Here is an 18,827-nt window from a genome sequence, read left to right on the forward strand (position 1 = left end):
ATGGAAAACAGGTCGTATGCCCTGATGACAGGTGTCTTCACGATCGCCCTCGTGATTGCGGCCGTGCTGGCCGGGCTGTGGCTCAACCGCGACCGCACCGAGCTGGTGCCCTACGAGATCGTCACCACGCAGTCGATTCCGGGCCTGAACCCGGAAGCCACGGTGCGCTACCGCGGCCTGGAAGTGGGCCGCGTCGACCAGATCGTGTTCGACCCGCGGGTCACCGGCCAGATCCTGATCAAGCTCTCGGTCGACAAGAATTCGCCAATCACCACCACCACCTTCGCCTCGCTCGGCTACCAGGGCGTGACCGGCATCGCCTTCATCCAGCTCGACGACGACCGCACCGGCTCGCCGCGCCTGGCGGTGCGCGAAGACCAGCCGGCCCGCATCCCGCTGCGCCCGGGCCTGCTCGACATCCTGGAAAAGCGCGGCTTGGCCATCCTCGAAAAGACCGAGCAGATCACCGACAGCCTGGCCAAGATGGTCACCGACGAGAACCGGCAAACCATCGTCGGCGCGTTCGACAGCATCGGCAAGGCCGCCGACGCCTATGCCGCCATCCCGCGCAAGCTCGAGCCGACCATCGACCGCCTGCCGGCGCTGGCGGCAAAAATGGACCGCAGCCTGAACGCCTTCGACGCGACCGCCGCCAGCGTCCAGGCCACCGCCGACAACTACGGCCAGCTGGCCACGCGCCTGCAGGCGCCGGACGGCCCGCTCGAGCGCCTGAACGGCGCGGTCGGCTCGCTGCAGTCCGCCACCAGCGAACTCGAACTCGAAACCCTGCCGCACGTCGTCCAGATGACCGACGAGGCGCGCGGCGCGCTGCGCGCCGTGAAGCGCACCGCCACCTCGCTGTCCGACCGCCCGCAAAGCATCCTGTTCGGCGCCCCGGGCCCGCAGCCGGGTCCGGGCGAACCGGGCTTCGTGCCACCGACCAAATGAGGACCACCGTGACCGCTTATTCGCTTCGTTCTCCGATCCGCTCCCTGCTTGCCCTGGCCGCCTCGAGCCTCTTGCTCGCGGGCTGCGCCAGCAACAAGACCCAGGAAACCATGACCTACGACTTCGGTCCCGTGGCGCCCCTGCAGGCGACGGCGCCGGCCTCCGCGGCTGCCAACGTCCCCGCGCTGGTCGTGATGGACTTCACCGGCCCCTCGGCCCTCGAGAACGAGCGCATGTTCTACCGCCTGGTCTACGCCGACGCCCTGCAGGCCCGTACCTATGCGCACAGCCGCTGGGCCAACGAACCATTGCAGATGCTCACCCAGCGCGTCAAGGCGCGCCTGGCGCAGTCCGGCATGAAAGTCCTGTCGGCCACCGACGCCTCCACCGGCGTGCCGCTGCTGCGCGTGGAAGTCGACGACTTCGTCCACGCGTTTTCCGGGGTGAACCAGAGCGAAGGCCAGATCACCCTGCGCGCCTCGCTGTTCAGCGACCACCGCCTGCTCGACCAGCGCAGCTTCAGCCGCACCACGCCGGCCCCGAGCGCCGACGCCCCGGGCGGCGCGCGCGCCCTCGCGGCCAGCACCGACGCCGTAGCAAGCGACATCCTGGCCTGGCTGGCGACGGTCGACACCCGGAAACGATGACTGAATCCACCGTCGCCGTCGAGCAGCGCGAACGTCCGCGCGAAGGCCGTGGCTCGCCGATCGCGCGCGCGGCGCTGCTGGCCTACCTGCTGCTGATCGTCTACGCCAGCTGGTACCCGTTCGCGGGCTGGCGCAACAGCGGCGTGCCAGTGTTCACCTTCCTCAATACGGTCATGCCGCGCTACTGGACCGGCTTCGACGTCGGCGTCAACATCGTCGGCTACATGCCGCTCGGCGTGCTGCTGGTGCTGTCGGTCTACCCGCGCGTGCGCGGCGTCTGGGCGGTGCTGCTGGCGGCGCTCGCCGGCTGCCTGGTGACGCTCACGATGGAGACGGTGCAGAACTTCCTGCCCAGCCGCGTGCCGTCCAACCTCGACCTGATCACCAATGCCGGCGGCTGCCTGGCCGGCGCGCTGCTTGGCGCCTGGTGGGCGCCCGGCCTGCTCGACCGCAGCCGCCTGTTCCAGCTGCGGCGCCGCTGGTTCGCGCCCTACGCCAGCCAGGGGCTGGTGCTGGTGGCCCTGTGGCCGCTGGCGCAGATCTACCCGCAAAGCTACCTGTTCGGCCACGGCCAGGTGCTGCCCATCGTATCGGAATGGCTGTCGCGCTGGTTCGATACCGACATCGACCTGGTCAACATGCTGCGCCCGGGCGAAGCCATGACGGTGGAGCAGTACTGGCTGTCGGAGACCATCATCACGGCCTGCGGCATGACCGGCGCCGTGCTGACGCTCATGTGCCTGGTGCGCCGCAGCGCGCCGCGCTTCCTGCTGATGGTGCTGTTCCTGGCCTCGGCCCTCCTGGTGAAGGCGCTGGCGAGCTCGCTGCTGTTCCGGCCCGACAACGCGTTCGTCTGGGTGACGCCGGGGGCGGAAGGCGGCTTCATCATCGGCATCATCATGCTTACCGGCCTGGTGTTCGCGCCGCAGGTGGCGCAGCGCCGGCTGGCGGTGGTGACGCTGGTGCTGAGCCTCGTCGTGGTCAATACGGTGCCGGTCAACCCCTACTTCGTCTCCACGCTGCAGGGCTGGGTGCAGGGGAAGTTCCTGAACTTTAACGGCGCGGCCCAGTTCCTGTCCCTGATGTGGCCCTTCCTGGCGCTGTGGTTCCTGCTGCTGCCCTCGCACCAGCTCAACCGTCCGGAGCCGCGTCTCGGCGCGGCGGACGGAGGGGCGTGAGCATTTGCCGTATCATGGCGGCTGGCGACCATCTATGACGAGAGCGACATGAGCGACACCAACGACGCACCCTTCTACAAGCACCACGTCTTCTTCTGCATGAACGAGCGCGATGGCAAGGATGCCCGCCAGAGCTGCGGCAAGTGCGGCGCCGAGAAAGCGCAGAAGCACGCCAAGAAGCGCATCAAGGAACTCGGCCTGAACGGCCAGGGCAAGGTGCGCGTCAACCAGTCCGGCTGCCTCGACCGCTGCGAGGAAGGCCCGGTGCTCGTGGTCTACCCGGAAGGCACCTGGTACACCTACGTGGACAACGCGGACATCGACGACATCATCGACACCCACCTGGTGGGCGGCAAGGTCGTCGAACGCCTGAAAATCTGATCACCCCTGCAAGCGCTTTGGATTAATGAACAAGTATTCGCACAAGTTTACCCTCGACGGCCACGCCGGCAAGATGCAATGCATCCTCGACCTGCCGGAAGGCCAGCCGCGCGGCGTCGCCCTGGTGGCGCACCCGCACCCGCTGTACGGCGGCACCATGGAAAACAAGGTGGCCCAGACGCTGGCGCGCACCTTCGTCACCCTCGGCTACGCCACCGCGCGCTTCAACTTCCGCGGCGTGGGCGAGTCGGAGGGCGTGCACGACGACGGCCGCGGCGAGGTGGACGACATGGACGTCATGTACAAGCACATGACCGAACAGTACCCGGGCCTGCCGGTGGCCCTGTCCGGTTTCTCCTTCGGCACCTTCGTGCAGGCCCAGTTCCAGCAGCGCCTGACGCTTGAAGGCCGCGCGGCCGAGCGCCTGGTGCTGGTCGGCACCGCCGCCGGCAAGTGGCCGATGCCGCCGGTTCCGGCGGACACCATCCTGATCCACGGCGAACTTGACGACACGATCACGCTGCAGGAAGTATTCGACTGGGCGCGTCCGCTCGACATCCCGGTGACCGTGATCCCCGGCGCCGATCACTTTTTCCACCGCAAGCTTGGCCACATTAAAAATCTTGTCGTTGAAATGTGGCGCCAACGTGACATTTGACGCTGTCGCTGTGCAATAATTAGTCCCTTCTTTCGAGGCAATACTCTCGGGTCTTGCCTCGCGCACTTCTGCATTAGCATTTTTTTACAGCGAACACTCCCATGAAAAAACTGTTAGCGGCCGTGGCCGCCAGCCTGCTGATGGCCTCGGCCAGCGCACAGACCGTGCCTGCGCCGACCGTCGCAGCCAAATCGTGGCTGCTGCTCGACGCGACGAGTGGCCAGGTCATCGCAGCGCAAGACCCCGACGCCCGCATCGAGCCGGCTTCCCTCACCAAGGTCATGACGGCCTACGTGACCTTCGCCGCGCTGCGCGACAAGCGCCTGACCCTGGATACGATGGTGAACGTCTCGGTCCGCGCCTGGAAAGTGGACCCCAGCAGCTCGAAGATGTTCATCGACCCGAAGGTCCCGGTGTCGGTCAACGACCTGCTGCACGGCCTGATGATCCAGTCGGGTAACGACGCCGCGGTGGCCCTGGCCGAAGCCGTGGCCGGCGATGAAGGCACCTTCGTCTCCCTGATGAACCGCGAAGCCGAGCGCCTGGGCATGAAGAACACGCGCTGGGGCAACCCGCACGGCCTGCCGGACGCGAACAACTACTCGACCGCGCGCGACCTGTCGATCATGGCGGCCAGCGTGATCCGCGACTTCCCCGAGTTTTACAAGATCGACTCGATCAAGCAGTTCACCTACAACAAGATCACCCAGCAGAACCGCAACCGCCTGCTGTGGCTGGACCCGACCGTGGACGGCATGAAAACCGGCCACACCGACTCCTCGGGCTACAGCATGATCGCCTCGGCGCGCCGCCCGAACGGCAACGCCGGCCAGCGCCGCCTGATCTCGGTGGTGCTGGGCACCGCCTCGGATTCGGTGCGCACCCAGGAAAGCCAGAAGCTGCTGAACTGGGGCTTCCAGAACTTCGACACCGTCAAGCTGTACTCGAAGGGCCAAGCAGTGTCGACCGTGCCGGTATGGAAAGGTTCGGAATCGAACGTGAAGCTCGGCTTCACCCGCGACGTCCTGGTGACCGTGCCGAAGGGCGTGGCCGGCAAGATGAAACCGGTCCTGGAGCGCAAGGACCCGCTGGTCGCCCCGCTGGCGCGCAATTCGCAGGTCGGCACCCTCAAGATGATGGTCGACGGCAAGCCGCTGATCGCGCTGCCGGTGGTGGCGCTGGACGAGGTGCAGGAAGCCAGCATCTTCGGCCGCGCCTGGGACTCGCTGCGCCTGTGGATGCAGTGATCCGCGCCTGAGCCGATCCGAACAGCCCGTCCGTGCGCAAGCCGGGCGGGCTTTTTGTTGTGCCGCACCGCTATAATCGTGCCATCCTGTTCACACGAAAGCGCACGATGACCCACCCGCTGCCCGCCGACCTGCACTGCCCGCGCATCGCCACCCGTGAGGGCGGGCTCGCACTGTCCCGCATCGTGGCCGGCATGTGGCGCATGAACGACTGGGGCATGTCGGTCCAGCAGCGCGTGGCCTTCATCGAGCAGTGCATCGAACTGGGCGTGACCTCCTTCGACCACGCCGACATCTACGGCGACTATGGTGTCGAAAGCACGTTCGGCGAAGCCCTGCGCGCCCAGCCGTCGCTGCGCGACCGCATCGAACTGGTGAGCAAGTGCGGCATCAAGCTGGTTTCCGAACAACGCCCGCAGCACGGCATCCAGCACTACGACACCACGGCAAGCCACATCATCGCTTCCGCCGAAGAATCGCTGCGCCGGCTGGGCACGAGCCACCTCGACCTGCTGCTGATCCACCGTCCCGACCCGCTGATGGACTTCGACGAGGTCGCCGAGGCCTTCACCCGCCTGCAGCAGGCCGGCAAGGTGCGCCACGTGGGCGTGTCTAACTTCACGCGCCACCAGTTCGAGTGCCTGAACCGCCGCGTGCCGCTGGCCACCAACCAGGTCGAGTTCTCGCCGATGTGCGTCGCGCCGATGTTCGACGAGACCTTCGACGGCCTGCAGGACCTGGGCATCGCGCCGATGGTCTGGTCGCCGCTGGGCGGCGGGCGCCTGTTCACGTCAAACGATGCGCGCGCGCTTGAAGCCCGCTCGGTCATCCAGGAAATCGCCGAGCGCATGGAAAAGCCGTTCGCCAGCGTGCTGTTCGCCTGGATCATGCAGCTGCCGAGCCGCCCGATCCCGCTGACCGGCACCGGGCGCCTCGAGGCGATCCGCGAAGCGGTGGCGGGTACCGCCTTCCGGCTCGAACGCGGCGACTGGTTCCGCATCCTGCGCGCGGCGCGCGGGCACGAAGTGGCATAGGCCGAAGGCAGGCGACGATGGCCGAGAGTCCGCTGAAAATCGTGGAGGGCAGCGCCCTCACCGCGCAGCAGAAGAAGGACCTGCTGAACCGGCTGGCGCGCATCGAGGGCCAGCTGCGCGGCGTGCAGAAGCTGATCGCGCTGGCCGCGGAGCCGTCGGACGTGGACGCCGTGGCCCAGCAGATGGCGGCGGCGCGCAAGGCGCTCGACCGCTCCTTCGTGCAGCTGCTGGCGGGGTCGATCCAGACCCAGGCCGGCAATGCGGCCGACCTCGACGAAGCGCAGGCACGCGCCGCCCACCTGGCGGCGATGCTCGACAAGTTTGCTTGACCCGTAGGGTGGGCGGCTTTGCCGCCCACGCGGTGATAGTTAGCTGGTGAACGCCGCTTCCGAATGATCTTGCGGCTGCTTGAACGCGTGGGCGGGAGACCCGCCCACCCTACGTCAATCTTCGTAGACTTTGGGCGGGGCGACCCCGGTCCACCCCATGCGCCAGGCGATGTTCAGCAGCAGGGTCGCGGACACGTACAGCAGGAAGAACAGCACGAAGAAGCGGGTCTGCAGGACGGCCAGCAGCACGGCGCACGCCGCCAGCAGCGCCAGCATCACCTTGCCGCGCGGATGCTTCGAGCTCGGGAAGCGGATCGTCGACACCATCAGCGTGCCGACTGCGAGCATCAGCGCGATGATGGCGAAGCACTGCGCCATGGTGGTGGCGGGATCGGGCCAGGCCACCACCACCGAGGCCACGCAGGCCGCACCGGCGGTGATCGGCATGCCGACGAAGTAGCGCGGATCGGTGCGGCCGACCATGACGTTGAAGCGCGCCAGGCGCAGCGCGCCGCAGGTGACGAACACGAAGCAGGCCAGGCCGCCCATGCGCACCAGGGTCGGGTGCGCGGCCCCCATCTGGGCAAACCCGTAGCAATACAGCAGGAGGCCGGGGGCGCAGCCGAAGTTCATCACGTCGGCGATCGAATCGAGCTGCACGCCGAAGCTGGACTGGGTCTTGGTGAGGCGCGCGACAAAACCGTCGAGGGCGTCGAACACGCCGGCCAGCACCAGCAGGATCGCCGCCAGGCGGTAGTCGCTTGGCGCGCCAATATGCGCATTGTCCACCGAGATCACGATGCTGCCGAAGCCGCAGGCGATCGACAGCAGGGTCACGAAACTGGGCAGGGCGAACTTGGCGCGCGCGAGGCGCTGCCGGCTGGTGGGCTTGGTCGACAATTGATGACTCGGCAATGAGATCGATGCCATATTCTACAGGGGAGTGAAATAAGCCGGCCCTCGCGCAACAGCACAGGCGTCACCTGCCTCTTTTTTGCTCTAGAATGTGAGGTCGTTCTACAGTATTGACAGGAGTTGCAACATGAGCTATATGCCTCGCTGGCGTTCCGTCATCGCCGGACTGGCGGCTGTTTCGGCCTTGGCCGCGTGCGGCGGCGGCGGCGGCGACAGCGGGGCCGCCGCGACGCCCCCGGTCGCGTTCTCCCCGCCGGCCAATACCCCTCCTGTCATCGCGCCCGATGCCGCTGCTCCCGCGGCGACCGGCAGCATTGCCGTCGATGGCCGCAACTGGATCAACTACCGCCGCACCCAGCTGGGCGTGCCGGTCGTGACCGAGAACGTGTTGATCAACAATGCGGCGCTGGGCCACTCCGAATACCTGCGCACCAACAACGTGATGAGCCACGACCAGGCCCCGGGCAACCCGGGCTTCACCGGCGCCACCCTGAAGGACCGCCTGAACGCGGCCGGCTATACCATTCCGGCCAGCGGCTACGCCTATGGCGAAGTGATCTCCGGCGCCAGCAACGGCACCGGTTTCTTCATGGCCGAAGAGCTGGTCACGGCGATCTATCACCGCTTCGTGATGTTCGAACCGAAGTTCCGCGAGATCGGCACCGGCGCCGCGACCTCCTCGCGCTATAACTACTTCACCGCCGACTTCGCGACCCGCGGCGGCTTCGGTCCCGGCATCGCCGCCAACGCGGTCGTCACCTGGCCGTTCAATGGCCAGACCGGCGTGGTGCCGAACTTCATGAGCGACACCGAAGAACCCGATCCGGTCCCGGACCGCAACGAGGTGGGCTACCCGATCAGCGTGCACGCGAACATCGACGCCCCGTTGACCATGCAGACCTTTACCGTGCGCCCGCGCGGCGGCGCCAACCTGCAGGTGCTGGTGGTGAACTCATCAAGCACCGCCGCGCAGCGCACCGCCATCGCGATCATTCCGCTGGCGCGGCTGGCATCGGCCACCACCTACGACGTCAGCTTCTCCGGCACCGTGAACGGCAGCCCAGTGAACCGCGACTGGTCGTTTACTACCCGGTGAGCCTGCCCCCCGCCCCGGCGTCCATGCGGGCGCTCGACCGCGCCGCCGGCCTCGACCGGATGATGGGCGACGAGGCGATGTACCTGCGCGTCCTCAGGCGCTTTCATTCCGACTACGCCGGCACCGCCGCGCGCCTGCGCGCCGCGCTGGCCGGCGGCGACGCCATGCTGGCGCTCCGCATCGCCCACACGCTCAAAGGCGCGGCCGCGATGGTCGAGGCGCGCGGCCTGCGTGCGCTGGCGCTGGAAGCCGAAGGGCTGCTGCGCGCGGGCGCGCCGGCCGATACGCCCCTGCTCGACCGGCTGGACGCGGAACTGGCGCGGGTGATCGGGGAAGTGGCGCTGCTGCTGGCGCCGGACGCCGGCATGTCGGATGCAGGCGAGGCGCCGCTATCGGAAACGGATCTGGCAAACCTGCGCAGCCTGCTCGATCTGGGCGACAGCGGCGCCCAGGATCTGATGGCGGAACGGCGCGCCGCGCTGCGCGCACGCCTCGGTGCGGCGCGCATGGCGCAACTGGAGTCGGCGGTGGCGGCCTTCGATTACGAACGCGCGCTGTCGGTGCTGGACGCCCGGTAAGGACGCCGCAAGCGCCTAGCGTGTGAACTCCGCTTCCTCGTCGAAGGAAGCGGCGCAGCTCTTGCCGCAGAAACGGCGCACGCTGTCGAGCGGTTTCTCGCAATACCAGCACGAGCCTTTCGCCGGCAGGCTCGCGCGTGACGGCATCCCCGGGGGAGCGACGGCGACCGCGGCCAAGGCTGGCTCGGCGGCCAGCCCACTGTCCGGAAAACTTTCCTGTGTCGTTTCCAAGATCCACCCCCTACACGACAGACTGAAGTCCAACCAAGATTACTTCAGCAGAACATCGTGCCCATGAGAAACCTCAAGCGCGGACCGCGGCGGAGTCGCGCCACGGCAGTTCAGTGCCATTCTATCCGTCCCAGTGTGCGCCGAATGGACTGGCTCTGCAATCCTCGCGTGCCGATTCGGCTAACCAACAACACCTCTCCAAGGACGTGCGCCTGTGCGCGCAAAAATAATAGCGTATTGCTAATTTTTTGTACGCACGTAAGGTGTGCGTGGCGGAAATGCGACTTTAACGCCGGTTTGCGGGTTCCAGCGTGACCAGCAGACCAGTGCGTGTGGTTTCGATCCTGGTGGGGACGAACTGGACGCCCGCATAGCGCAGGTCTTGCGGCGCGAAGGTGTAGACCGGCGTGTCGCGCACGACGGTATCGATGAGGGAGCTGGCAATGCGCGCGATCTGGCGCTCGGCCTCGGGATTGGCGCCGATGCTCACGCGGTCGACGCGCGGTTCGGCCATCATCACGGCGGGGCGGCCGGGATCGACGTAGAGCCGGCCCGAGAAGGCCAGGCTGCCGCTCCAGGTGTCGCGCGCGAACGGCGGCGAGACCGAGGCTTCGAGCGCCAGCGCCACCCGGTCGAGTTCGGGCTGGATCGCCAGCTGCGGGCGCTGCAGGCGGACGTCGAACAAGCCCATCAGGGGATGGTTGAGCGGGAAACGGCGCTCCAGGCCGGCCTGCAGCTTGTGCAGGGGGATCTCGACCGTGCGCGGGCCGGACAGGCTGGCGCAACCGGCCAGCAGCCCGGCAAACCCCAGCAAGGCCAAGCGGCATGCACGCCTGCGGCGCAGAGAAGTTTCAGGTGACATAGGACGCTTTCGGAATGCGGATTCCCGCAGGCTAACACGGCAGCGCCGGAGATGGCCTGACGGCACAACGGTGCCGCTCCGTCACCCCGCATGCGAAAAATCATGCCCGACTGTGGCAAGAGCGCCATGCCCGCCTTCAGCGCGCAGAAAATTTTTCATTTTTTATTGCATGTTGCGTTTTCTCATCTTCATAGGGAAATGCAAATAAAATTTGCACGTCCATACATATCGCCAATTTTTCTTTGTTGAAATTATTTTTACATAAGTTATTTCCGTTGCTATATTTATTTACAACTCGGAAATATCCGAGAGGAAAAATAATAGCGTAGAGCGCCAGCGCCTCTGCTCGTATAAACCTGATGGGAAACGACATGAAACGGAACCGTACTTTTCTGAAGACGACCATTGCCACCGCCCTGCTGGGCGCCGCCATTTCCAGCCCTGCCGCACTCGCCCGTACGATTGATTTCGAAGACCTGCAACTGGTCGCCCTCGACGGCAACCAGTCGATCGTTTCGCGCGGCTACCGCTTCATGGCCGAGGATGGCCCCGTCGCCCAGTTCTTCGGTTTCAGCGGCGCGGCCGGGGGTGTCTACAACGGCGGCCAGGGCTGCGGCGACACGCCCTGCCCGGCTGGCAACAGCAGCAATTTCTATGTCGGGCTGAACGATGGCGCGGTCACGGTCGTCAACACCGAACTGCCGCAGTTCCGTATTTCCGGTCTCGATTTCGGCTTCCTGGCGCCGTTGCCCGACCTCGATGACGGCATCTGGGGCCAGCTGCGCCTGACCGGCTATCTGGCCAACGGCGGCAGCATCACGACCGCCATGGATTTCGCCGGCCAGAATGCCGGCGGCGACTTCATGTTCAAGAGCTGGACGCTGGACACGAGCTTCTCGAGCGCCTTCCTGAGCAGCCTGACCCTCAGCGCCTGCGTGTATGACATCGGCGGCGCCTGCATCAACTCGATCGATGCGCCCGCCGAGAACCTGGCGCAGTTCGCGATCGACAACCTGATCGTCGACGTACCGGAACCGGGGCTGCCGTCCCTGCTGATGCTGGGCGCCCTCGGCATGGCGCTGACCGCACGCCGCCGCGCCAAGTAAGCAGCCACGACTCCGCCCCGCATTCATCCCACAAGGATCCGAACACATGAAACTCCGTCCAGTCTCCCTGGCCGTGCTGGCGCTGGCCGCCAGCCTCTCCCTCTCCGCGGCACAGGCGCAGGAAGTGCGCCGCCCCTACATCGTGCAACTGGCCGACAAGCCGGCTGCCTCCTATGAGGGCGGCATCGCCGGCCTGCCTGCCACCAAGCCGGTCAATGGCAAGCTCAACGTCAACGCCGCCGACGTCCAGAACTACATCAGCTACCTCGAGCAGAAGCAGGCGAGCGTGCAGGCCACCGTCGCCAACGCCGAGATCCTGCACACCTACTCGGTCGCCTTCAACGGCTTCGCCGCCATGCTGACCGACAGCGAAGTGCGCGACCTGAAGAAGAACAGCGCCGTCGCCCACATCTCGGTGGACGAAGAGCGCCATCTCGAAACCAACTACACCCCGGTCTTCCTCGGCCTGACCCAGCCGGGCACCGGCCTGTGGGACAAGCTGGGCGGCAAGGGCGCCGCCGGCGAGAACGTGATCATCGGCGTGGTCGACGGCGGCATCTGGCCCGAGAACCTGGCCTATGCCGACCGCGTCGACGCCGATGGCCGTCCGACCTTCGACGTGTCCGGCACGCTGGCTTATGCTTCCGTGCCGGCCGACTGGAAAGGCATCTGCCAGACCGGCGAAGGCTTCACCGCCAACAACTGCAACAACAAGCTGATCGGCGCGCGCTATTTCGACACCACCTACAAGTCGCAGCGCAAGACCACCCACTACAGCGATTTCGTGTCGCCGCGCGACTCGATGAACGGCCCGGACCTGGCCAACAGGGGCGGCCACGGCACCCACACCTCGTCGACCGCCGGCGGCAACGCCATGGTGCCGACCCGCGTGGCCAACGGCAGCAGCATGGGCGACTTCTCGGGCATCGCCCCGAAAGCGCGCGTGGCCGCCTACAAGGTCTGCTGGACCTACCTGGATTCGACCAACCCCGACGGAAGCGGCACCCGCAACGGCTGCTACGGCTCGGACTCGGTGGCCGCCATCAATCAGGCGGTCGCGGACGGTGTCGACGTGATCAACTTCTCGATCAGCGGCTCGCAGACCGACGTCATGGACCCGGTCGAAGTGGCCTTCTTCAACGCCGCCAGCGCGGGCGTGTTCGTGGCCACCTCGGCCGGCAACTCGGGCCCGGGCAACGCCGTGGCCCACCTCAGCCCGTGGGCAACCACGGTCGCCGCCTCGACCCACAACCGCATCAGCGTCAACTCGGTCACCCTGGCCGGCGGCGCCACCTACCAGGGCCAGTCGTACAATTCGACCGCGCTGCCGAACACGCCGATGATCCTGGCGGAAGACGCCGGCATCACGCCGTACGCCCAACTGAGCGCCGCCGACAAGCTGGCGCGCCGCCTGTGCTACACCGCGGCCGACCGCGCCAACCCGGCCTTCGGCCTCGCGACCCCGGCCGCCGCCCTCGACGCATCGGTCGCGGCGGGCAAGATCGTGATCTGCGCACGCGGCAACAACGCCCGTGTCGACAAGGGTGTCGCGGTGAAGGAAGTCGGCGGCGCCGGCATGATCCTGACCGATACCGCCGCCAGCCTGGTGGCCGACCCGCACGTGCTGCCGACCACCCACGTGACGCTGGCCGACGGCAACGCGATCCGCAGCTGGCTCGCCACCCGTCCGGGCGCCGCCGCATCGATCACCACCTCGGTGACAATGGCCGGCCCGACCCCGGCGCCGCGCATGGCAAGCTTCTCCTCGCGCGGACCGAACAAGGGCGATCCGAACGTCCTCAAGCCCGACCTGACCGCGCCGGGCGTCGACATCCTGGCCGCCGTCGCCGCGGGCGGCAACCAGGCGCTGCGCGACGAGATCGCCAACAACGTCACCCCGGGCGGCCTGATGTGGCAGTCGCTGCAGGGCACCTCGATGTCGAGCCCGCACGTGGCCGGCATGGCCGCGCTGCTGCGCCACCTGCACCCGACCTGGTCGCCGGCGGCGATCAAGTCGGCCCTGATGACCACCGCCTACAGCACCCAGAACGATGGCGTGGCCGGCCTGAGCAACGGCCTGCTGCCATGGTCCCAGGGCGCCGGCCACACCGCGCCGAACCTGGCCGCCGACCCGGGCCTGGTGTACGACAGCAATGCGATCGACTGGATCCGCTACCTGTGCGGCATCGGCAAGCAGGCCGCCAACAGCGCCAACTGCGTCAACTTCGGCTCGATCCAGCCCTACAACCTGAACCTGGCGTCGCTGACCGCGTCGGACGTGCTGGGCAAGCTGACCCTGACCCGCACCGTGACCAACGTCGGCGATGCGACCGCGACCTACACCGCCAGCTCCACGCTGGACGGCTACGATGTCGTGGTCTCGCCGTCCATGCTGACGCTGGCGCCGGGCGCCAAGGCCAGCTTCTCGGTCACCCTGACCAACAAGACCGCGCCGGTCGGCGTCTGGACCTACGGTTCGCTGACCTGGAGCGACGGCAAGCACGTCGTGCGCAGCCCGCTGACCGCACGTGCCAGCGCGCTGGCGGCACGCGGCGCGATCAGCAGCGAAGCCACCAACGGCGCCCAGTCGATCACCATCGGCACCGGCTACACCGGCCCGCTGACGGTCCAGAAGGGCGGCCTCAAGCCGGCACTGCGCAGCTCGCAGACCGTCGGCCAGGCCAACAAGGCCGACGGCGGCCTCGCCGAATGCGTGGCAGGCAACAGCGCCGGCGTGAAGGCCACCAGCGTCACCGTGCCGGCCAACACCCTGGTGGCGCGCTTCAGCACCCGTGACGTCGACACCAGCGGCTACCAGGCCGGCGGCATCGACGACCTCGACCTGATCGTGCTGAACAGCGCCAATACCGTGGTCGGCAGCAGCGGCACGGTCAGCTCGAACGAGACGGTGACCCTGAATTCGCCGGCGGCCGGCACCTACCGGGTGTGCGTGGTGGGCTACACCCCGCGCAACGGCAGCGCGACCTACGTGCTGAATTCGTGGGTGGTGTCCACCTCCGATACCGGCGGCAACTTCAAGGCATCGGGTCCGGCCATCGTCTACACCGGCGGCACCGGCACCGTGAACACCAGCTGGTCGGACCTGGAAGCGGGCAAGAACTACCTGGGCGCGATCCGCTACCTGCAGGGCACCACGGTGCGCGGCATGACCCTGGTGGAAGTCGACGCCACCGATCCGCTGCCGGCATCGGAAACCCAGAAAGCGGTCTCCGTGGTCGCCAACTGATCGCGGTCCGCCAGGTAGAAAAAAGGCGCTGCGGCTCAGGCCGCAGCGCCTTTTTTATTTGCCGATGCAGAAACGGCTGAAGATCACCCCCAGCAGATCGTCCGGCGTGAACTGCCCGGTGATGCTGGACAGCTGGTCCTGCGCCAGGCGCAGCTCCTCGGCGAACAGGTCGAGCGACTGGTCGTCCTGCAGCGCGTGCTGGCGCGCCAGCTCGAGGTGCTCGCGCGCGGCGCGCAGCGCGATCAGGTGGCGTTCGCGCGCCAGGTACAGCGATTCGCCGGTCTGCTGCCAGCCGGCGATGCGCAGCAGTTCCGCGCGCAGCAGGTCGATGCCCAGCTTCTCGTGCGCCGACAGGTAGAGGTGGGTGGCATCGGGCGACACGTCCATCGAGGGCTTGTGGCCGGACAGGTCGATCTTGTTCCAGATGCGCACCACCGGCACGCCCTGCGGGAAGGCGGCCACGATCTTCTCGTCCTCCGCGCTCGGCCCCAGGTTGGCGTCCAGCAGGTGCAGGATCACGTCCGCCTTGCCCACTTCGCCCCAGGTGCGCTCGATGCCGATGCGCTCCACGACGTCGATGTCGTCGAGGGTGCGGATGCCGGCGGTGTCGATGATGTTGAGCGGGATGCCTTCGATCTGGATGGTCTCGGTGACCTTGTCGCGCGTGGTGCCGGCGATCGGGGTGACGATCGCGACGTCGGCACCGGCCAGGGCGTTCAGCAGCGAGGACTTGCCGACGTTCGGCTGGCCCACCAGCACCACGTTCAGGCCTTCGCGCAGCAATGCGCCTTGCGCCGCCTGGCGGAACACGTTCTCCAGCGCCTCGATGATGCCGGCCAGCTGGCCGCGCGCGTTCGATTTTTCGAGAAAGTCGATCTCTTCTTCCGGGAAGTCCAGCGTGGCCTCGACCAGCATGCGCAAATTGATGGTCTGGTCGACCAAGTGATGCACCACCTGGGAAAACGCGCCGGACAGCGACTGCGAGGCGGACTTCGCCGCGGCTTCGGTGGAAGCGTCGATCAGGTCGGCCACCGCTTCGGCCTGGGCCAGGTCGAGCTTGTCGTTCAGGAAGGCGCGGCGGGTAAATTCGCCCGGCTCGGCCAGGCGCAGGCCGTGTCCGGCGCCGGCTTCGAGCACGCGCGCGAGCAGCATCTGCAGCACGACCGGGCCGCCGTGGCCCTGCAGTTCGAGCACGTCTTCGCCGGTGTAGGAGTGCGGACCCTTGAAGTACAGGGCCAGCCCCTCGTCGATGACGTCGCCGTTGGCGGCCTTGAACGGAATGTAGGTGGCGTGGCGCGGGGTGAGCTTCACGCCGGGGAACAGGGCGTCGATCAGCGCCTGCAGCGACTTGCCGGAGGCGCGCACGACGCCGATGCCGCCGCGCCCCGGAGCGGTGGCGATGGCGGCGATGGGGGAGGTGTCGAGTTTCATGGGGGGATTGTACGGGAAAGTAAAAAGCCCGCGACAGGCGCGGGCTTTCGGAGAGAACCGGGAGCGATTACTTCGCCGCGCCGGTCTCGAACTTCTTGGTGATCACCCACTGCTGGGCGATCGACAGGATGTTGTTGACCACCCAGTACAGCACCAGTCCCGACGGGAAGAAGAAGAACACCACCGAGAAGGCCAGCGGCATGAACAGCATCATCTTCGCCTGCACCGGATCGGTCGGCTGCGGGTTCAGCTTGGTGGTGATGTACATCGACACCGCGTACACGATCGGCAGGATGAAGTACGGGTCGGGCTGGGTCAGGTCGGTGATCCAGCCGATCCACGGCGCGCCGCGCATCTCGACCGAGGACTGCAGCACCCAGTACAGGGCGAAGAAGACCGGCATCTGCACCAGGATCGGCAGGCAGCCGCCCAGCGGGTTGATCTTCTCGGTCTTGTACAGCTCCATGGTGGCCTGCTGCATCTTCTGCGGGTCGTTCTTGTAGCGCTCGCGGATCGCCTGCATCTTCGGCGTCACCACGCGCATCTTCGCCATGCTGCGGTAGCCGGCCGCCGACAGCGGGAAGAAGGCCAGCTTGATCAGCACGGTCAGCGCGACGATGGTCCAGCCCCAGTTACCCAGCAGCGAGTGCAGGTGGTCCATCACCCAGAAGATCGGCTTGGCGATGATGGTCAGCATGCCGTAGTCCTTGACCAGTTCCAGGCCAGGGGTGATGGTTTCCAGGGTCTTCTCGTCCTGCGGACCCGAGTACAGGCGGGCCTCGTTCGACACGGTCGCGCCCGGCGCCACGGTGCCCAGCGGCTGCACCACGCCGATCGCATACAGGTTGGTCGCGATCTTCTTGGTGAAGATGTCGCGCGGCGCCTTGTCGGTCGGAATGAAGGCCGACACGAAGAAGTGCTGCGAAATCGCGATCCAGCCGTTGTCGGCCTTGGTCGAATGTTCGGCCTTGCCCTTCTCGATGTTTTCGAAGCTCAGCTTCTGGTACTTGTCGTCGGCGGTGTACAGGGTCGGGCCGGTGAAGCTCGACATGAACCAGGAATCGTTGGCCGGCTTGTTGCCGTCGTGCTGCAGCTGCAGGTACAGCGAGGGCTGGATCGGCGCTTCGGTCAGGTTGGTGACGTCGTGGCGGATGCCGATGACGTAGTCGCCCTTGCGGAAGGTGAAGGTCTTGGTCAGGCGCACGCCGCCCTGCTCCGCGTCCATCACCAGCTGCACGGTGCCGTCGGCGCCGCGCGTGAGCGGACGGGCCACGAACGGGGTCGCATGGTTCGGCATGACGCCGGCCGGGGTGGTGCCGACCAGGCCGGTCTGGCCGAGGTAGGTGTTGGGGCCGCCCACGTCGAACAGAACCTGGTTCTTGGTCTTGTCGAAGTGATCGGGGAACTTCAGCAGCTCGAGGCGTTTGATGACGCCGCCGAGGGTGTCGATGTCGGCCTTCACCACGTCGGTGGTGATGGTGACGCGCTGGGTCGCCGCAGCGGCAGGTGCGGCGCCGGGTGCGGCCGGTGCGCCCGGCACGGCGGCCGCGCCCGGCTGGGCGGCGGTGGGCACGTCACTCGGCTTGGTGTGCTGCTGCGCCACCTGCGCGGCTGGCGGCGCCGGCGAGAACAGCGACTGTTTACCGTTGGCCACCATCCAGTTGTTCCAGAGAACAATCAGGGAGATGGCGAACACGATCCACAGGACGGTACGTTTATTGAGTTCCATTGGAGTCTAGTCAGGAGTGGTTACAACCGCGAGCGGCTGGTGGAGGTTGCTGGTCGCTGGCCTCGCGCGCCGGCGGGACGAAATCGACGCCGCCCGGATTCCACGGATGGCAGCGGCACACGCGGCGCGCGGCCAGCAGCGAGCCGCGGGCGGCGCCGTGCACGCGCAGTGCTTCGATCGCGTAATTGGAGCAGGTCGGGTAAAAACGGCACTTCTGCCCGAGCAGCGGGGACAGCAGCAGCTGGTAGCCGCGAAGGAACCAGACCAGCAGCGTCTTCATGATGTCGGCGAGGGCGCCGGACGGCGCGGGCGCTGGGAGGCGAACAGGCGGGTGAGCTCGGCGCGCAGCTCGGCCTTCAGGGCGCGCGTGGTCGCCGGCCCGTCCTTGCCGTTGACTGGCCGCGACAGGCGCACGATGCAGTCGAAAGGCTGCAGCTGGCTGGTACGGAACAGCTCGCGCGTGATGCGCTTGATCGTGTTGCGCGTGACGGCGCGCGGCGCGAAACGCTTGGCCGCAACGACGCCCAGCCGCGCATGCGGCAGGCTGTTGGGTCGGGTATAAAGCACGAAATGCGCGGATTTTTGCGCCGGGCGCAAACGAAAAACGGATGAAAACTCATCCGTTTTAACGATACGCCGAACGCGCGCGAAGTCGTGCGAACCTTCGCCTGTCATCACCGACCGCGTCGATCTGGTCTAAGAAAAACTTAGACAGCCAGGCGCTTGCGGCCCTTGGCGCGGCGTGCGTTCAGGACTTGACGGCCACCACGGGTAGCCATACGTGCGCGGAAGCCGTGCGTGCGCTTGCGACGGACGACGGAAGGTTGGTAAGTACGTTTCATGGTGGTCTCGCTTAAAGCAAAAGAAAGTGCAAAATCGGGTCTGACGTCGTGTCAGGATTCGCCGCCAATGACAGTTCGCAGATGGTTAAGCCAGCGTCACGCCACAGCAGATACTCGTTTTCGCCCGGGCTGCCGCCTGCTGAATTATCAGCTTGACATGGCGCACGGACGGGGAACCCTGAATTAGACATGATTTCCAGTCCAGCTGTCAAGGAAGCTGTTGTTTCCGGATGAGCCGGGCCCCGTCCCTGCCGTCGCCCCGGTACTGCCGCCAAAAGCGCGGCTCCGGTTGAAAATAGTGGGCCCAACCTGTGGATAACTTCGGCCGAGACAGGTAAAATAGCGTGTTACGTATCAATTAGCGAAGT

General features: G+C 66.6%; 21 protein-coding genes. 12 read left to right on the forward strand and 9 right to left on the reverse strand.

The window, feature by feature from the left end; genetic code table 11:
* The 8 genes from MasN3_RS25050 (at position 1) to MasN3_RS25085 (ending at position 6,422) form a co-directional block, all read left to right on the forward strand.
* Positions 1-948, forward strand: coding sequence for an MlaD family protein (locus MasN3_RS25050; protein ID WP_281911154.1), 948 nt, complete (start codon positions 1-3; stop codon positions 946-948).
* An 8-nt stretch (positions 949-956) separates the two neighbouring features.
* Positions 957-1,595, forward strand: a complete 639-nt coding sequence (locus tag MasN3_RS25055) for an ABC-type transport auxiliary lipoprotein family protein (protein WP_307730392.1) — start codon at positions 957-959, stop codon at positions 1,593-1,595.
* Positions 1,592-2,773, forward strand: coding sequence for a VanZ family protein (locus tag MasN3_RS25060; protein ID WP_281911159.1), 1,182 nt, complete (start codon positions 1,592-1,594; stop codon positions 2,771-2,773). Before MasN3_RS25055 ends, MasN3_RS25060 begins: the two co-directional genes overlap by 4 nt.
* A 48-nt stretch (positions 2,774-2,821) precedes the next feature.
* On the forward strand, positions 2,822-3,154 hold the full coding sequence (locus tag MasN3_RS25065; protein WP_027867055.1) for a (2Fe-2S) ferredoxin domain-containing protein: 333 nt from the start codon (positions 2,822-2,824) through the stop codon (positions 3,152-3,154).
* A gap of 25 nt (positions 3,155-3,179) precedes the next feature.
* Entirely contained in the window at positions 3,180-3,812 is a 633-nt protein-coding gene (locus tag MasN3_RS25070; RefSeq protein ID WP_281911163.1) for an alpha/beta hydrolase, read from the forward strand.
* A 101-nt stretch (positions 3,813-3,913) separates the two neighbouring features.
* Complete coding sequence (locus MasN3_RS25075) at positions 3,914-5,059, forward strand: D-alanyl-D-alanine carboxypeptidase family protein (protein WP_027867057.1); 1,146 nt, start codon at positions 3,914-3,916, stop codon at positions 5,057-5,059.
* A gap of 107 nt (positions 5,060-5,166) precedes the next feature.
* Positions 5,167-6,093 carry an aldo/keto reductase gene (locus tag MasN3_RS25080; protein ID WP_281911164.1) on the forward strand — a complete coding sequence of 309 codons (927 nt, stop codon included), beginning with the start codon at positions 5,167-5,169 and terminating at the stop codon, positions 6,091-6,093.
* A 17-nt stretch (positions 6,094-6,110) separates the two neighbouring features.
* Entirely contained in the window at positions 6,111-6,422 is a 312-nt protein-coding gene (locus tag MasN3_RS25085; RefSeq protein WP_027867059.1) for a metal-sensitive transcriptional regulator, read from the forward strand.
* A 114-nt stretch (positions 6,423-6,536) separates the two neighbouring features.
* Here the strand turns inward: MasN3_RS25085 and pssA are convergent, their stop codons facing one another.
* The gene (gene pssA, locus MasN3_RS25090; RefSeq protein WP_370662322.1) at positions 6,537-7,322 is read right to left on the reverse strand and encodes a CDP-diacylglycerol--serine O-phosphatidyltransferase; all 786 of its coding nucleotides are present in this window, start codon (positions 7,320-7,322) and stop codon (positions 6,537-6,539) included.
* Between the two features lie 142 nt (positions 7,323-7,464).
* Here pssA and MasN3_RS25095 point away from each other — a divergent pair, with 142 nt between their 5' ends.
* Together MasN3_RS25095 and MasN3_RS25100 are read left to right on the forward strand one after the other, a co-directional pair.
* Complete coding sequence (locus tag MasN3_RS25095) at positions 7,465-8,433, forward strand: CAP domain-containing protein (protein WP_281911168.1); 969 nt, start codon at positions 7,465-7,467, stop codon at positions 8,431-8,433.
* A 23-nt stretch (positions 8,434-8,456) separates the two neighbouring features.
* Complete coding sequence (locus MasN3_RS25100) at positions 8,457-9,011, forward strand: Hpt domain-containing protein (RefSeq protein WP_281911169.1); 555 nt, start codon at positions 8,457-8,459, stop codon at positions 9,009-9,011.
* A 15-nt stretch (positions 9,012-9,026) separates the two neighbouring features.
* Here MasN3_RS25100 and MasN3_RS25105 read toward each other — a convergent pair whose 3' ends face one another.
* From MasN3_RS25105 to MasN3_RS25115, 3 genes are all read right to left on the reverse strand, one after another.
* Positions 9,027-9,242 (reverse strand): hypothetical protein, encoded by a 216-nt coding sequence (locus tag MasN3_RS25105; protein ID WP_281911170.1) that lies wholly within the window; start codon positions 9,240-9,242, stop codon positions 9,027-9,029.
* A gap of 286 nt (positions 9,243-9,528) precedes the next feature.
* Positions 9,529-10,056: a DUF1439 domain-containing protein gene (locus MasN3_RS25110; RefSeq protein WP_281911172.1), complete on the reverse strand. Its 528-nt coding sequence runs from the start codon at positions 10,054-10,056 to the stop codon at positions 9,529-9,531.
* A gap of 184 nt (positions 10,057-10,240) precedes the next feature.
* Positions 10,241-10,477 (reverse strand): hypothetical protein, encoded by a 237-nt coding sequence (locus tag MasN3_RS25115; protein ID WP_281911173.1) that lies wholly within the window; start codon positions 10,475-10,477, stop codon positions 10,241-10,243.
* Here MasN3_RS25115 and MasN3_RS25120 point away from each other — a divergent pair.
* Together MasN3_RS25120 and MasN3_RS25125 are read left to right on the forward strand one after the other, a co-directional pair.
* The gene (locus MasN3_RS25120; RefSeq protein ID WP_281911174.1) at positions 10,476-11,210 is read left to right on the forward strand and encodes an NF038120 family PEP-CTERM protein; all 735 of its coding nucleotides are present in this window, start codon (positions 10,476-10,478) and stop codon (positions 11,208-11,210) included. The two genes, MasN3_RS25115 and MasN3_RS25120, sit on opposite strands and share 2 nt — an antisense overlap.
* Before the next feature lie 46 nt (positions 11,211-11,256).
* The gene (locus tag MasN3_RS25125; protein WP_281911176.1) at positions 11,257-14,457 is read left to right on the forward strand and encodes a S8 family serine peptidase; all 3,201 of its coding nucleotides are present in this window, start codon (positions 11,257-11,259) and stop codon (positions 14,455-14,457) included.
* 54 nt (positions 14,458-14,511) lie between these two features.
* Here the strand turns inward: MasN3_RS25125 and mnmE are convergent, their stop codons facing one another.
* The 5 genes from mnmE to rpmH form a co-directional block, all read right to left on the reverse strand.
* Positions 14,512-15,888 (reverse strand): tRNA uridine-5-carboxymethylaminomethyl(34) synthesis GTPase MnmE, encoded by a 1,377-nt coding sequence (mnmE, locus tag MasN3_RS25130; protein WP_281911179.1) that lies wholly within the window; start codon positions 15,886-15,888, stop codon positions 14,512-14,514.
* 67 nt (positions 15,889-15,955) lie between these two features.
* Positions 15,956-17,617 (reverse strand): membrane protein insertase YidC, encoded by a 1,662-nt coding sequence (gene yidC / locus MasN3_RS25135; protein ID WP_281911181.1) that lies wholly within the window; start codon positions 17,615-17,617, stop codon positions 15,956-15,958.
* Positions 17,618-17,627: 10 nt separating this feature from the next.
* On the reverse strand, positions 17,628-17,897 hold the full coding sequence (gene yidD / locus MasN3_RS25140) for a membrane protein insertion efficiency factor YidD (protein WP_281911183.1): 270 nt from the start codon (positions 17,895-17,897) through the stop codon (positions 17,628-17,630).
* Positions 17,894-18,292 (reverse strand): ribonuclease P protein component, encoded by a 399-nt coding sequence (gene rnpA, locus MasN3_RS25145; RefSeq protein WP_281911185.1) that lies wholly within the window; start codon positions 18,290-18,292, stop codon positions 17,894-17,896. The genes yidD and rnpA overlap by 4 nt, the downstream gene beginning before the upstream one ends.
* Before the next feature lie 32 nt (positions 18,293-18,324).
* Positions 18,325-18,459: a 50S ribosomal protein L34 gene (gene rpmH / locus MasN3_RS25150; RefSeq protein ID WP_040378179.1), complete on the reverse strand. Its 135-nt coding sequence runs from the start codon at positions 18,457-18,459 to the stop codon at positions 18,325-18,327.
* Positions 18,460-18,827: the final 368 nt, after the last annotated feature.

Origin of the sequence: Massilia varians (assembly GCF_027923905.1) — a bacterium.
GTDB lineage: Bacteria > Pseudomonadota > Gammaproteobacteria > Burkholderiales > Burkholderiaceae_D > Telluria > Telluria varians_B.

Excerpts from the sequence above, each read along its gene's own strand:
- MasN3_RS25095 (WP_281911168.1), top strand. The coding sequence starts at position 7,465 with ATGAGCTATATGCCTCGCTGGCGTTCCGTCATCGCCGGACTGGCGGCT.
- yidD (WP_281911183.1), bottom strand. The coding sequence starts at position 17,897 with ATGAAGACGCTGCTGGTCTGGTTCCTTCGCGGCTACCAGCTGCTGCTG.
- rpmH (WP_040378179.1), bottom strand. The coding sequence starts at position 18,459 with ATGAAACGTACTTACCAACCTTCCGTCGTCCGTCGCAAGCGCACGCAC.
- MasN3_RS25080 (WP_281911164.1), top strand. The coding sequence starts at position 5,167 with ATGACCCACCCGCTGCCCGCCGACCTGCACTGCCCGCGCATCGCCACC.
- mnmE (WP_281911179.1), bottom strand. The coding sequence starts at position 15,888 with ATGAAACTCGACACCTCCCCCATCGCCGCCATCGCCACCGCTCCGGGG.
- MasN3_RS25120 (WP_281911174.1), top strand. The coding sequence starts at position 10,476 with ATGAAACGGAACCGTACTTTTCTGAAGACGACCATTGCCACCGCCCTG.
- MasN3_RS25065 (WP_027867055.1), top strand. The coding sequence starts at position 2,822 with ATGAGCGACACCAACGACGCACCCTTCTACAAGCACCACGTCTTCTTC.
- MasN3_RS25050 (WP_281911154.1), top strand. The coding sequence starts at position 1 with ATGGAAAACAGGTCGTATGCCCTGATGACAGGTGTCTTCACGATCGCC.
- MasN3_RS25125 (WP_281911176.1), top strand. The coding sequence starts at position 11,257 with ATGAAACTCCGTCCAGTCTCCCTGGCCGTGCTGGCGCTGGCCGCCAGC.
- MasN3_RS25075 (WP_027867057.1), top strand. The coding sequence starts at position 3,914 with ATGAAAAAACTGTTAGCGGCCGTGGCCGCCAGCCTGCTGATGGCCTCG.
- rnpA (WP_281911185.1), bottom strand. The coding sequence starts at position 18,292 with ATGACAGGCGAAGGTTCGCACGACTTCGCGCGCGTTCGGCGTATCGTT.
- MasN3_RS25100 (WP_281911169.1), top strand. The coding sequence starts at position 8,457 with ATGCGGGCGCTCGACCGCGCCGCCGGCCTCGACCGGATGATGGGCGAC.
- MasN3_RS25115 (WP_281911173.1), bottom strand. The coding sequence starts at position 10,477 with ATGTCGTTTCCCATCAGGTTTATACGAGCAGAGGCGCTGGCGCTCTAC.
- MasN3_RS25085 (WP_027867059.1), top strand. The coding sequence starts at position 6,111 with ATGGCCGAGAGTCCGCTGAAAATCGTGGAGGGCAGCGCCCTCACCGCG.
- MasN3_RS25070 (WP_281911163.1), top strand. The coding sequence starts at position 3,180 with ATGAACAAGTATTCGCACAAGTTTACCCTCGACGGCCACGCCGGCAAG.
- MasN3_RS25060 (WP_281911159.1), top strand. The coding sequence starts at position 1,592 with ATGACTGAATCCACCGTCGCCGTCGAGCAGCGCGAACGTCCGCGCGAA.
- yidC (WP_281911181.1), bottom strand. The coding sequence starts at position 17,617 with ATGGAACTCAATAAACGTACCGTCCTGTGGATCGTGTTCGCCATCTCC.